The organism is Nitrospira sp. CR1.1 (assembly GCA_014055465.1).
Classification (GTDB): domain Bacteria; phylum Nitrospirota; class Nitrospiria; order Nitrospirales; family Nitrospiraceae; genus Nitrospira_A.
This window is the reverse complement of sequence record WIAF01000005.1, coordinates 247,430-259,667: the sequence shown is the minus strand read 5'-3', so window position 1 is coordinate 259,667 and position 12,238 is coordinate 247,430. Positions and strand designations below refer to the sequence as shown.

General features: G+C 59.1%; 10 protein-coding genes and 1 tRNA gene. 5 read left to right on the top strand and 6 right to left on the bottom strand.

Annotation, left to right across the window (positions count from 1 at the left end; genetic code table 11):
- Positions 1 to 2: 2 nt before the first annotated feature.
- The gene (locus GDA65_11600) at positions 3 to 455 is read right to left on the bottom strand and encodes a hypothetical protein (GenBank protein ID MBA5863338.1); all 453 of its coding nucleotides are present in this window, start codon (positions 453 to 455) and stop codon (positions 3 to 5) included.
- Positions 456 to 583: 128 nt separating this feature from the next.
- Between GDA65_11600 and GDA65_11595 the strand changes: the two genes are divergently transcribed.
- Positions 584 to 1,243, top strand: a complete 660-nt coding sequence (locus GDA65_11595; GenBank protein MBA5863337.1) for a hypothetical protein — start codon at positions 584 to 586, stop codon at positions 1,241 to 1,243.
- A 6-nt stretch (positions 1,244 to 1,249) separates the two neighbouring features.
- Here the strand turns inward: GDA65_11595 and GDA65_11590 are convergent, their stop codons facing one another.
- A complete protein-coding gene (locus GDA65_11590) occupies positions 1,250 to 2,029 on the bottom strand; it encodes a hypothetical protein (protein ID MBA5863336.1) in 780 nt (259 codons plus the stop codon).
- Positions 2,030 to 2,215: 186 nt separating this feature from the next.
- Here GDA65_11590 and metH point away from each other — a divergent pair, with 186 nt between their 5' ends.
- Positions 2,216 to 5,899 carry a methionine synthase gene (gene metH, locus GDA65_11585; protein MBA5863335.1) on the top strand — a complete coding sequence of 1,228 codons (3,684 nt, stop codon included), beginning with the start codon at positions 2,216 to 2,218 and terminating at the stop codon, positions 5,897 to 5,899.
- Between the two features lie 220 nt (positions 5,900 to 6,119).
- Here metH and GDA65_11580 read toward each other — a convergent pair whose 3' ends face one another.
- Together GDA65_11580 and GDA65_11575 are read right to left on the bottom strand one after the other, a co-directional pair.
- A complete protein-coding gene (locus tag GDA65_11580; protein MBA5863334.1) occupies positions 6,120 to 6,617 on the bottom strand; it encodes a hypothetical protein in 498 nt (165 codons plus the stop codon).
- On the bottom strand, positions 6,614 to 7,978 hold the full coding sequence (locus tag GDA65_11575) for a response regulator (protein MBA5863333.1): 1,365 nt from the start codon (positions 7,976 to 7,978) through the stop codon (positions 6,614 to 6,616). The genes GDA65_11580 and GDA65_11575 overlap by 4 nt, the downstream gene beginning before the upstream one ends.
- 288 nt (positions 7,979 to 8,266) lie before the next feature.
- Here GDA65_11575 and GDA65_11570 point away from each other — a divergent pair, with 288 nt between their 5' ends.
- From GDA65_11570 to GDA65_11560, 3 genes are all read left to right on the top strand, one after another.
- Positions 8,267 to 8,992, top strand: a complete 726-nt coding sequence (locus tag GDA65_11570) for a ribonuclease PH (GenBank protein MBA5863332.1) — start codon at positions 8,267 to 8,269, stop codon at positions 8,990 to 8,992.
- A gap of 2 nt (positions 8,993 to 8,994) precedes the next feature.
- Positions 8,995 to 9,609, top strand: a complete 615-nt coding sequence (locus tag GDA65_11565) for an XTP/dITP diphosphatase (GenBank protein MBA5863331.1) — start codon at positions 8,995 to 8,997, stop codon at positions 9,607 to 9,609.
- Positions 9,600 to 9,676 (top strand) — tRNA-Pro (locus GDA65_11560). Before GDA65_11565 ends, GDA65_11560 begins: the two co-directional genes overlap by 10 nt.
- 100 nt (positions 9,677 to 9,776) lie before the next feature.
- Here the strand turns inward: GDA65_11560 and GDA65_11555 are convergent.
- Together GDA65_11555 and GDA65_11550 are read right to left on the bottom strand one after the other, a co-directional pair.
- Positions 9,777 to 11,162, bottom strand: coding sequence for a cytochrome P450 (locus GDA65_11555; protein ID MBA5863330.1), 1,386 nt, complete (start codon positions 11,160 to 11,162; stop codon positions 9,777 to 9,779).
- 221 nt (positions 11,163 to 11,383) lie between these two features.
- The gene (locus GDA65_11550) at positions 11,384 to 12,223 is read right to left on the bottom strand and encodes a CHAP domain-containing protein (GenBank protein ID MBA5863329.1); all 840 of its coding nucleotides are present in this window, start codon (positions 12,221 to 12,223) and stop codon (positions 11,384 to 11,386) included.
- Between the last annotated feature and the right edge of the window lie 15 nt (positions 12,224 to 12,238).

The window sequence follows — 12,238 nt, the reverse complement described above, 5'->3', positions numbered from 1 at the left end:
GACTAGGGGTGGCCTTTCGGTTTGACCGGTTCCGGGGCGGTCGGCAGCGGCAGACGTACGTCGGACCCTGAGAAATGACCGCCGATCAACTTGCCTTCTTCAAAGTAGAGATACCGGTGTTTGACGACCGCCGGGCTTTCCCAGTCTTCAAAGATCCATTCTTCTCGCCGTAGCCCGTCACTGGTATGGGTCACGTTCATCGTATTCGGCGAGCCCCAGGAATCCAGGACTTGCTTACGATCCATCCCCACCATCACACGGTGGCTTTCGATATGTTTGGAAAAATCCGGGTCCAGCCAGCCTGGCACGAACCGGAACGCGATCAGGGAGACCACGAACAGGACGAGGAAGGAGTTGATAATGATCCTGACCGGCCGTTGGCGGATAAAAGGCGTTGGCTCGGCCGTCGGAGGCAGGGAGGAAGCGGGGCTTGCCGAAGTCGTCTGATCGGTCACAAATATCCTTCCATCAACGAACGTGCGAGTGGCGAGTTCCTGCTGCATGCTAAACAATAGGTTTTCAGTCCGTCAAGGGAGGCGTTTTGACCTGCTAAGCTTACTGGAGTACGGCGGGAGGGCTGAGGATGAGACGTAGGGGCTGGAGATATAACCGGGGATTGGTCTGGTTGACCGTCATGGGGTGCTGTCTCGTGGGTTATGGCGGGATTGAGGCCGAGGCTGGGTCTCTGTATGTCTACACGGATGCCCGGGGCCAAGCCGTCCTGACCGATAATCTCGACCAGGTCCCGGCCGCCTATCGGGGGCGGGTGCGAACCATGACCGGTACGGACTCCCCGGACACTTTCATGCCTGTGCCTGCCCCGGCCGTCGCCGACAGGAAGCCGTCTTCTTCTCCGGGGGTGATCGGCGATATTCTGAGCGCCGTGGCGGCGAGAGTCGGTTCGCGAACGATCAAGGGGCTGACGGCCTATCAGACTGCTGTCGTGATCGTGGCGGGGTTTTCTTCCCTGGTCCTACTGACCATGATGTTTCTCAGCGGCAATCCCGCCATCCGGATTCTCTGCAAGTTCCTGCTGGTGCTGGTGGCCTTCTCTGCCGCCTACCAGGTGATCGCGATCGAACGCCCGTCGTTTGAGGCGCTTGCCGGACCCTCGCAACAGGGGTCGAGCCAGCCGGTGGACAATATGGTGGGGCGGATGCGGAGCCAGACCGAGAAAGGTTATCGCGCACAAGAGGAACGCACGGCCCGCCAGTTGGAGCCAGCCGAACAACCAGCTCCCTGAGTGTGCCTAGTCGGCGTAGGCCGGCACTGGAATTTTTCTTACGGCAGGCGCGGGCGGTGGCTGCTGAGTGAAGGCTTTGGAGTAGGGATTGAGGACCGGTTCATGGGTCATGCGCTGGCGCAGTTTGACCAGCGGTAGACTTTGGGTGCCGATTTCCAGGCGGTCGATCGGAGCTTTCGGCGTCAGCGGATCAGGCAGACCCTGCAGGGCAAACATCTGGAACGCGAGCGACCAGTCAAGTGCATCCTTTCCCTTCTCCCGCACAATGAACCGCGCATCCGCCGACGGGTTCCCCGAAAAAAACAACAGCATGATGTTCGAGCGGAAGACCGGCGCAGCAGCGTCCTCGGGCGGTTTGAATTCCGGGACGAGTTGGGGAATCCGGTTCAGGGCCACCGGGGGTGAGAACTCGATATCGACCAGGCGAACGAACAGCGGCCGCTGCTCGTTGTGATCGTTGGGGTCGAAGGTAAAGCTGAAGGAATACCGGATGTCGACGCCGTCACGCTTGAAGGTGTAGACATCTTCTCCGTTTTCAGGAGACGCGACCTTCTTGAAGTATTGATCCCAGTCGTTAATGGGGTAATAGGTGAAGACGCGCAAGGCGGATTTACGGTCTCGCACGGCCTGGGGCAGGCCGAGTTTGTCGTGCAGTTCAGTTTGAGTCAGCCCGAGATAGCCATCGTCGAAATAGGGTCCGGCCCAAAGGGAAGGGCATTCCGGTCCGACGAAGCTGATGCAAAGGAGACAACAAACAATAAGGCGGGTGACTGTCTGATGCGCCATACAATCGACTCAGGCTCGACCCAGACTCTCCGGCATCGTATCGGCCGGGGTAGTCATTGTCAAGGCGGAGCGTCGGTCATAGCTTGCTGAAAAAAGTCCGTTCCCGATATGATGCCCGTTCCATCGCGAGTCATCGACGCAGTCGCCCCACGCCTGGCGTTCGGTGACAGAAAGACATAGGTAGTCATGCCGGCACACGACATCCGAGACCTTCTGCGAGAGCGTATCCTGATCCTGGACGGTGCCATGGGGACCATGATCCAGCGGCATAAGTTGGACGAAGCCGCATTTCGCGGAGAGCGTTTCAAGGATTGGAAGAAGGACCTCAAAGGACACAACGACCTGCTCAACGTCACGCAGCCGGACGTTATTGAGGCGATCCACCGGCAGTATCTCGAAGCCGGGGCGGACATCGTTGAAACCAACACGTTTAATTCCCAATCGGTGTCGCTGGCCGACTACGGCATGGATGATTTGGGCTATGAATTGTCCAAAGCCGGCGCCGAGTGCGCAAGGCGGGCGGTGGAACAGGTTGTGGCGGCACAGCCCGCGCGACGGTGTTTCGTGGCGGGCGCGATCGGACCGACCACCAAAACCTCGTCGGTTTCGACTGACTCCAATGATGCGGCAGCCCGCGGCACCACCTATCCGGAATTAGTGCAGGCCTATGGCGAGCAGGTGCGTGGTCTGTTAGACGGCGGCGTCGACTTGCTGCTGGTCGAAACGATCTTCGACACGCTAAACGCCAAGGCCGCGTTTTTTGCGATTCAGCAACTGCTCGCGGAAGGCGCCAGGCAGGTGCCGATCATGGCGTCGGTCACGTTTATTCAAGCCGGGAGCAATCGCGGTTTCTCGGGGCAGACGGTCGAGGGCTTCTGGAATTCCATTTCCCATGTGCCGTTGCTCAGTGTGGGCATGAACTGCGCCCTGGGCCCAAAAGAAATGCGGCCCCTGATCGAAGAGTTGTCTCAGCTGGCGCCGATTTACGTCAGCAGTCATCCGAATGCCGGGTTGCCCAATCCCTTGCTGCCCACCGGCTTTCCCGAAACCCCGGAGTCGCTCGCGCCTCAGCTGCGCGAGTGGGCGAAAAACGGGTGGCTCAACATTGTGGGCGGCTGTTGCGGAACTACGCCTGACCATATTCACACCATTGCGGAAGCCGTGCGCGGGCTGACACCCCGTCGGCCTGGAAAGGTCGAGCCGTTTTTGCGCCTCAGCGGCCTCGAAGCGCTGACCGTGCGACCGGAATCCAACTTTGTGAACGTCGGTGAGCGCACCAACATTACCGGCTCACCGGCCTTTTCCAAACTGATCCTGGCCGGCGATTACGACAAGGCCTTGACGGTGGCGCGTCAGCAGGTGGAAGGCGGGGCGCAGATCATTGATATCAATATGGATGAAGGGCTGCTGGATTCCAAGGCGGCGATGCAGAAGTTCTTGCGTCTCCTGGCGGCCGAGTCGGACATCGCGCGAGTGCCGATCATGGTCGACAGTTCCAAGTGGGAGGTCATCGAAGAAGGCCTCCGCAACATGCAGGGGAAGGGCATCGTCAATTCTATTAGTTTGAAAGAAGGCGAGGCTAAATTTTTGGAGCAGGCGCGGCTCATCCGGCGGTACGGCGCGGCGGTCGTCGTCATGGCATTTGACGAGCGTGGGCAAGCCGACTCGGTCGCGCGGCGTATTGAGATCTGCGAGCGTTCCTACCGTCTGCTGACCGAACAGGTCGGTGTCCCGCCGCAGGATATCATTTTCGATCCAAACATCCTCACCGTCGCGACGGGACTGGAAGAGCATAACAATTATGCCGTCGACTTCATTGAAGCGACGCGCTGGATCAAGCAGCATCTCCCGCTGGCCAAGGTCAGCGGCGGCGTTAGCAATATCTCGTTTTCGTTTCGCGGCAACAATGTGGTACGCGAGGCGATGCACGCCGCGTTTCTCTACCATGCGATTCAGGCCGGCCTCGATATGGGCATCGTCAACGCCGGGCAGTTGGCCGTGTATGAAGAGATTCCCAAGGATCTACTCACCCTGGTGGAGGACGTGCTGCTGAATCGCCGCCCCGATGCGACCGAACGATTGGTAACGTTTGCCGAAACGGTCAAGCAGAAGGGCAAAGCGGCGGTGAAAGACGACGAGTGGCGGGCAAAGCCGGTCGCAGACCGGTTGGCCCATGCGCTAGTCAAGGGTCTCACGGATTATATCGATCAGGACGTGGAAGAGGCCCGACAACAATCCGCCCGTCCGCTCGATGTCATTGAAGGCCCGTTGATGGCCGGCATGAACATCGTCGGCGATCTGTTCGGATCAGGCAAGATGTTTCTGCCGCAGGTGGTGAAAAGCGCCCGGGTGATGAAGAAGGCCGTCGCCTACCTCATGCCGTTTATGGAGGCGGAAAAACAACGGTTGGGCACGTCCCGCGCGAACGGCAAGGTGCTGCTCGCGACCGTGAAGGGCGATGTGCATGACATCGGCAAAAACATCGTCGGGGTCGTCCTGGGCTGCAACAACTACGAGGTGATCGATCTCGGGGTGATGGTCTCCTGCGAAAAAATCCTGGCGACGGCCCGTGAGCACCACGTGGATATGGTGGGCCTGAGCGGATTGATCACGCCTTCATTAGACGAAATGGTGCACGTCGCCAAGGAAATGACGCGGCAGGGGTTCACGGTGCCGTTACTCATTGGCGGCGCGACAACCAGCAAGGCCCATACGGCCGTGAAGATCGCTCCATCGTATCCCCATGCCACGGTGCACGTACTTGACGCGTCGCGTGCCGTTGGGGTGGTGGGAAGCTTGATCAACAAGCAACAAGAGCAGGAATTTTCTGCCTCCATTCGCGCCGACTACGATCGTATCCGGCAGGCGCATCAGGAGCGTGGGTCGAAAGCACTCCGCAGTCTGGAGTCTGCGCGAACACATCGGATGCCAACCGATTGGGCTTCAGTCGATATTCCCATCCCCTCGTTTACCGGCCTGCGTCAGATCGATCGTATGCCGTTACGTGAACTGCTGCCCTTCATCGACTGGACGCCGTTCTTTCACACGTGGGAGTTGCGCGGCAGGTATCCCGGCATTTTGGAAGATGCGATAGTCGGCTCGAAGGCGAAGGAACTGCTGGCCGATGCCCAGACGTTGCTGGAGGAGATTATTCGGGGCGAGTTACTGACGGCTCGCGGCGTCTATGGATTTTTCCCGGCCAATAGCATTGGTGACGATATTGAGCTGTATCGGACTGGTGATCGTCGGGATGTTCTGACCACACTCCACACGCTCCGGCAACAGGCGGAGAAACCGGTCGATCAATTCAACCTGGCCCTGGCCGACTATGTCGCGCCGAAGGAATCCGGACGCGGCGATTATGTGGGGGCCTTTGTGGTCACGGCAGGGATTGGCGTGGAAGCGCTCTGTGCGAAGTATGAGAAGGACCATGACGATTACAATTCCATCATGGTCAAGGCCCTTGCGGATCGACTGGCGGAAGCGTTCGCCGAATGGCTGCACAAGCAGGTTCGCCTCGAATGGGGGTACGGGAAAACGGAAGCGCTGACGAATGAAGATATGATTCGCGAGCGGTATCGCGGCATTCGTCCCGCGCCTGGGTACCCCGCTTGTCCCGACCACACGGAGAAGCGAATCCTGTTCGATCTGCTGCAGGCGGAATCGCAAGCGGGCGTGACGCTGACCGAGTCGTATGCCATGTTGCCGGCGGCAGCCGTCAGCGGCCTCTATTTTGCGCACCCGGCGGCGAAGTATTTTGCGGTGGGGAAAATCAACCGCGATCAGGTGGAAGACTATGCGGCGCGGAAGAAGCTTTCCGTGAGCGAGGTGGAGAGGTGGTTGGCGCCGAATCTGAACTACGACGCATAGCCGGAGAATGAAAACAACCGCCGGCTTCGTGCTCGCGTTGCGCGGGGGATCAACCTGCAGCCCGCGTACGCGTGTCCTCAAGACACCACCGGCTCACCAACTCGCCGGCGGCCACTCACCGAACGCTCATTATGTATCGCGCCCAGGGCCCTGATGCGGCCTCGCTGGGCGGGCTTGTGGGCCACCTTGCAGGTGACGTTTCACGAACGACGGGGAACGATCAGTTTTTGACGGCTTCGAGGGCTGCAGGCAAGGTCGGGGAGACGGGTGCGCTAGCTGTGACACCGGCGAGCGCCGCTTTGATCCAATGGTAGCGTTCTTCTGCCCACGCATTAAACTCGTCTGAATTTTCAAACACCAGGTCCCAGGCTTTGGCGGCATCCAACAGCAACAGGTGATGCGTCTGATTGTGTCCGGGGAAATAGACCACCAGCACAGCCGATTTCCCGGTGAGACTGATATCCGTGAACACATGGATCATGGCTGCCGGCGGCAGCGGCAGATCGCGAGTGGCCGCCGCGACGAGCGGCTGATACAGCCGGTGGAGCAAGTGCGTCGTGTCTTCATACGGGCAGGTTGTGCGCAGGAGCCTCGGGTTGGGCTTGTCTCCGAACAGGTTGTCGGTCAAGTACGTGGCGGCTTCCCATGTCGGCATCATGCCGGACGAGGCCAGGTTTTCACAGAGGTGGGCGATCCAGTTTCGTGAAGTGCGGGTCATACGGCCTCTCCCTGGTCCTGAGTGATGGCACGATGCCGGGAGGAGGACAGCCAGGACGGATCTGCAAATTGATCGAAGATGCGTTTGATGTCAGCCATGGAGTCAAAGAAGATATCGAGCAGGTCAGGATCGAAATGTTTGCCGCGTTCCTTCAGCATGAGTTCCTTCGCATGGTCGAAATCATAGGCCGGCTTGTACACCCGTTGCGTCGTCAGGGCATCGAAGTTATCCGCGATCGCCGTGATCCTGCCTTCCAGTGGAATCTCATTGCCCTTGATCCCGCGCGGATACCCCGTGCCGTCGTACCGTTCATGATGGGTCCAGGCGATGAGCGCGGCGACCTTCAAGAGATCCGAGTCGGAACCGGCCAGAATTCGATAGCCGATTTCCGTATGTTGCGTGATGACTTTGAACTCTTCAGGGGTGAATTTGCCGGGCTTGAGCAACACATGATCCGGGGTGCCGATCTTGCCGATATCGTGCATGGGGCTGGCCGTGCGAATCAGGTCGCATCGATCCGGGGATAATCCGTACCGGCGCGCCAGCAGTTCGCAGTAGTGGCTCATCCGTTGAATATGTTGCGCGGTCGAGCTGTCGCGATATTCAGCGGCGATTGCGAGCCGTTGAATGGTTTCCTCGCGGGAGAGACGCAGTTCTTTTTCGCTTCGTTCCAGCCATTCCAGCGCCTGTTGCAGGGCAATCGTCCTGGTCCTGACGACCTCTTCAAGATTCTCCCGATGCATGGCATTTTCGATTTCCAACTTGCGCCGCCGCAACGCGTTCGCCACGTTGATCAGGACTTCGTTGGCTTCAAAAGGCTTAATGATGTACCCGAAGGCTCCCATATCCAGCGCCGCATTGGCCAGGACGGGGCTGTCGAGTCCGGTGATCATGATGACGGCCGTGTTGGGATATTGAGTCAAAATGTGACGAACGAGATCCATGCCCGATTCGCCGGGCATGTTCACATCGCACAACACCATGGCGTAATACCCGTCCTCCATCCTCTGACGGGCTTCGCGAGCCTCGCCGGCCAGGGTGACCTGGTAGCCATGGGGCTCGAGCAAATAGCCCAATAGGCGGCGAATGGGTTCTTCGTCGTCCACAATCAGGATCTTGCGGTTTTCGAGAATCGATTGTTGCGTGGTCACTTCACTGATGCTCGGGATGCTCATAAGGCTCGCTCGCGGGTTAAGTTCAAGATGAGGCTGAACCAGGAATAGATTCAGTATCGGTTTCTCGTAAGTAAGTCTGAAGCGGTGATAGCGCAAGATTTTGCATCTTTTGTGCCGCTGCAACTCCTCTGCTTCGCACGGCGTCAGGCTGAGAATTGTCCAACAATGCGCAGGACTGGCCCTCATCCGGACAGAATCCTGCTGGCGGCCGCGGCTGGCGGTAAGGGGGGAGCCGTCAAGTCTGACGCCAGTGCCCAGTGGCTGGTGCCGGGAATGTGTCGTTCGCAGAGGTCACACCAGCCATTCTGCTGAATTATACAGGGGCACCTGCTGAACGCCAGTTGAAACGCAGTTTGATGATTTCGGTTCCGTTGGATCTGGCGTATTTGCTCTTTGATGGGCTGTTCACTATAATCCGCTTTTTTGTCTTAGCTGTGCAGGAAGGAGCGCGACCGAATGACGAGCGGGGCAGGGTTGGGGCGAATTGATGGGCGGCGACGGGATCAAATCCGCCCCGTGAAGGTGACGCGCAATTTTACGAAACATGCCGAAGGTTCCGTCCTCATTGAAATGGGGGACACGAAGGTCATCTGCACCGCGTCGGTCGAAGAAAAAGTGCCGCCTTTCCTCAAAGGCAAGGGAACCGGATGGGTCACGGCCGAATATGCCATGCTGCCGAGGGCGACCCACGATCGTTCGCCGCGTGAATCGGTCAAGGGCAAACAGGGTGGCCGCACGCTGGAGATTCAGCGGTTGGTCGGACGTGCCCTCCGCGCGGTTATCGATACATCGCGTTTGGGCGAACGGACCATCTGGATCGATTGTGATGTGATTCAAGCCGATGGTGGAACCCGCACGGCGTCCATTACCGGCTCCTTTATCGCCCTCGCGGATGCCGTGGGAGTGCTGAAGAAAAAGGACTTGCTCAAGGTCAATCCGTTGACCGATTACCTGGCGGCCATCAGTATCGGCAAGGTCGGGGGGCAGGTTATGGTGGACCTGGCCTACGAAGAAGATTCGCATGCCGAGGTGGATTTGAATCTGGTGATGACGGGCGCCGGGCAGTATGTCGAGGTGCAGGGGACGGCTGAAAAGACGCCGTTTAATAAGAAAGATATGGATGAGTTTCTCGATCTCGGGTGGGTCGCCATCCGCGAGTTAGTAGATGTGCAGAAATCGCTGATCGGCTCGTTGAGCTAACGATGCACGTAGTGCTGGCGACCAGGAATCAGCATAAGAAGCAGGAACTTGTCGCGCTACTCGGCGGGTTAGGTATCACCATTCGGACCCTCGATGATTTTCCTGAGGCGCCGGAGGTGGTGGAAGACGGCGAGACCTGCGAAGCCAATGCCATGAAAAAGGCTGTCGAGATCGCCCGATACACGGGGTTGCCGGCAGTGGCAGATGACACCGGGCTGGAAGTCGATGCCCTGGGCGGACGACCGGGCGCCTTTGCCGCACGCTATGCCGGGGAGCATGCGAGTTACGAAGATAATTGCCGGAAGTTGCTGCGCGAGCTTCGCGGGGTTCCGCCGGCCAAGCGGGGAGCCAGGTTTGTGACCGTTGCCGCCATCGCGTTTCCCGGCGGGAAGACTCTGTCGGCCAAAGGAGTGTTAGAAGGAGTCATTGCCGAGTCCGCCGTCGGCTCCAATGGGTTCGGGTATGATCCGGTGTTTATGCTGCCGGAGTATCATCAGACCCTGGCACAGTTGCCGCCGGAGGTGAAGAATCAAATCAGTCATCGTGCCCGCGCGTTCGCGCAAGCGAAGACGCTGCTGCAACAAGCGATGGCGGAACAGCATTCAGTCGGGGCGTAGCGCAGCTCGGTAGCGCGCCTGGTTTGGGACCAGGATGTCGGAGGTTCAAATCCTCTCGCCCCGACCAAAACCCTTCTCTCGGTTTGGATTCCTTCCGTTTCTTCCGATTCCAATCTGCGCCAGACTTCATTGCCACTCAGCGAGCTTCCGAGAAACGTCCACCGGCTTTACCCAGAGCCGACTGGCCGATGCCGCCGTTGAAGCTTCATGCGGATGCCATGCTTCGGCCGCAAGGTCACCATGATTTCCGGCTCGACGCGTTCCTGCGCCAGTTGCGGATCGTAGCGCCGGCCGATCTGTGCTAGAAGCAGTGGCCCTTCCACTGTCGCGAAATGCGTCCCGACGCAGGCTCGCGGTCCTGCGCCGAACGGCAAATACGCGCAGCGGGCAGGCGGTCGTTCACCATCCAGCCAGCGCTCCGGCCGGAACCGTTCCGGATCTGGCCAAAATGCCGGGTGCCGGTGCAGGTTGTACAGGCCGACGAGGACGATGGCATTGGCTGGAAGGGTCAATCCTCCCAGGGTCGTCTGAGTCAGGGTTTTTCTCTGGATGGCCGGCACCGGAGGATACAGGCGAAGTGATTCATCGAAGATGGCACGGGTGTAGGGAAGGTGGTGCAGATCGTCGGCAGTCGGGATCCGACCTTGGAGAATCCGGTCCACCTCCGCGTGAAACCGCGCCCTCACCTCTTGGTGGGTGGCGAGCAAATACCATGTCCAGGCAAGCGCATTGGCGGTGGTTTCATGTCCGGCCGCAAAGATGGTCAGGGCTTCATCGCGGACTTCTTGATCGCTCAACCCCATGCCGGTCTCCTCATCCCGAGCTTGGAGGAGCAGGTTGAGGAGGTCGTCATACTGTGCTCCGCTCTGCCGCCGGGCCGCGACCAACTCGTAGATCAGCCGATCCATGAATCGCAGGGCCCGGCTGAACTCACGGTTGCGAGCGGTCGGCACCCAGGCGGGCAGGCGCACCGGGTTATGAAATGAGTCGAAGGCATACTTCAGGCTCACGCGGAGCGAATGGCTGATCTGGTCGATGTGCTCGGCGACGCTGGTGTGAAACATCGTTTGGGAAATGACTTCCAGCGTCAATTGCATCATTTCGTCGGCGATGTCCACCGGCTGTCCGCCATGAGCCGCCCAACCGGCGAGCCGTTGCTCTCCGATCTGGGTCATTCGATCCGCCATCGCCGCCATACGAGAGCGGTGGAACACGGGCTGGATGATGCGACGGTGCCGCTTCCACACCTCGCCGGAACCGGTCACCAACCCGTTGCCCAGGACCAACCCGAGGCCGGTGGGACGCCGTTGCTCGTATACTTTCCCAAACCGCTCGGATTGCAACAGCAGCACCTCTTCGGCCAAAGCGGGATGACTGAAGAGATGGATTGTCTTTGGGCCGAGCCGGAAGCGCAGCGCATCACCGTGCCGATGCCACCATTCCGACATCGTGGTTAGCGGGTGATGCTTGAATGCGCGGAGGTGGCCAAGCCAGGGTAAACCGCCGGGCACATCAATCAGCGTGAACGATGAATTCGATGCAACATCCTGCATGAGCGAGGGAAGGCGCCGGTCGTGGTAGGCGGGTAGTGAGGAAACCCGCGCCTACCTCTCCTTCGAGATGGGTAAGGGTTCATTGCAGCAATACATAAACATCTCGCCAGGCTCGGGCATAGTACAAACTTGGTACGGAGAATGGTAGGGCCGATGGGACCTGAATGACAGGGACCTGGCCTCTGGCCAAGACCGATTCTTGATACTGATTTGCCAGGGGACTACGACTCGTAACTCAGGAAGCCCTGGTTGATTTCCGATATGGTGCGGCCGCTGCGACGGAAGACACCGACGCCTTCGCGGTCGCCTGGGAGGTTGGTATTCCCTTCGATGGTGATCAGGCGATCGTCGCGAAAATCTTCCACCAAACCCATATGACCCCGGCCCCCGCCGGTGTTGATGACAAAGACCAATCCCGGCTTCAGGAGCGAGAGATCGTCTAAAATTTCTGCTGCCAGCAAACGGGTGATGCCAGCCCGTCCGGTTTTTTTCCAGTGATCCAGCACGCCTGCTGTACGGATAACGGGATTACCGGCTCCCAGTCGAGTCGCCGCCTGGCCGAACGACCAATAGACGAAAGCGGCACACCAGGCGTAACTCCCGGTCGAAGGATCGATTCCCACCGAGTTCAGATACTGATCCACTTGGAGACCGCGGTTTGATCCGGGCGGGTCTTCCATCACGCCGACCTGTGAAGATGCGACGCTGAGCGTGGCTTTCATCAAGGCTGAGATAGGGGTGTTTGCAATCGAAGGTACCCTGTGCGCCCCGAAGAGCGCGGCCCAGGTGAGTGGCCCGATCACGCCGTCGATTTTGAGAGATTGCCCCTGCCCGTCGACGGAGCGTGCCTGCAGGAGCCGTACGGCTTCCTGTGTCTCGCGATCAAAGATCCCGCTTACGGCGATCGGTCCGCATCCGACCTGGTTCAGTCGCTGTTGGACGGCTCGAATGGTTGACGGGGCTTTGACCCCGGCTTTGAGGGCGTATCCGGGATAATCGAGAACCGCGTCTTTTGCTTGGGTTTGTCGGGCAGGGGCAGCGGCGCGTTTGCGTGGTGACATGATGGTCTCCTGGGT

What these genes read in the sequence shown, in the direction of transcription:
- GDA65_11595 (MBA5863337.1), top strand. Translation starts at nt 584, where the DNA reads ATGAGACGTAGGGGCTGGAGATATAACCGGGGATTGGTCTGGTTGACC.
- GDA65_11590 (MBA5863336.1), bottom strand. Translation starts at nt 2,029, where the DNA reads ATGGCGCATCAGACAGTCACCCGCCTTATTGTTTGTTGTCTCCTTTGC.
- metH (MBA5863335.1), top strand. Translation starts at nt 2,216, where the DNA reads ATGCCGGCACACGACATCCGAGACCTTCTGCGAGAGCGTATCCTGATC.
- GDA65_11580 (MBA5863334.1), bottom strand. Translation starts at nt 6,617, where the DNA reads ATGACCCGCACTTCACGAAACTGGATCGCCCACCTCTGTGAAAACCTG.
- GDA65_11575 (MBA5863333.1), bottom strand. Translation starts at nt 7,978, where the DNA reads ATGAGGGCCAGTCCTGCGCATTGTTGGACAATTCTCAGCCTGACGCCG.
- GDA65_11565 (MBA5863331.1), top strand. Translation starts at nt 8,995, where the DNA reads ATGCACGTAGTGCTGGCGACCAGGAATCAGCATAAGAAGCAGGAACTT.
- GDA65_11555 (MBA5863330.1), bottom strand. Translation starts at nt 11,162, where the DNA reads ATGCAGGATGTTGCATCGAATTCATCGTTCACGCTGATTGATGTGCCC.
- GDA65_11550 (MBA5863329.1), bottom strand. Translation starts at nt 12,223, where the DNA reads ATGTCACCACGCAAACGCGCCGCTGCCCCTGCCCGACAAACCCAAGCA.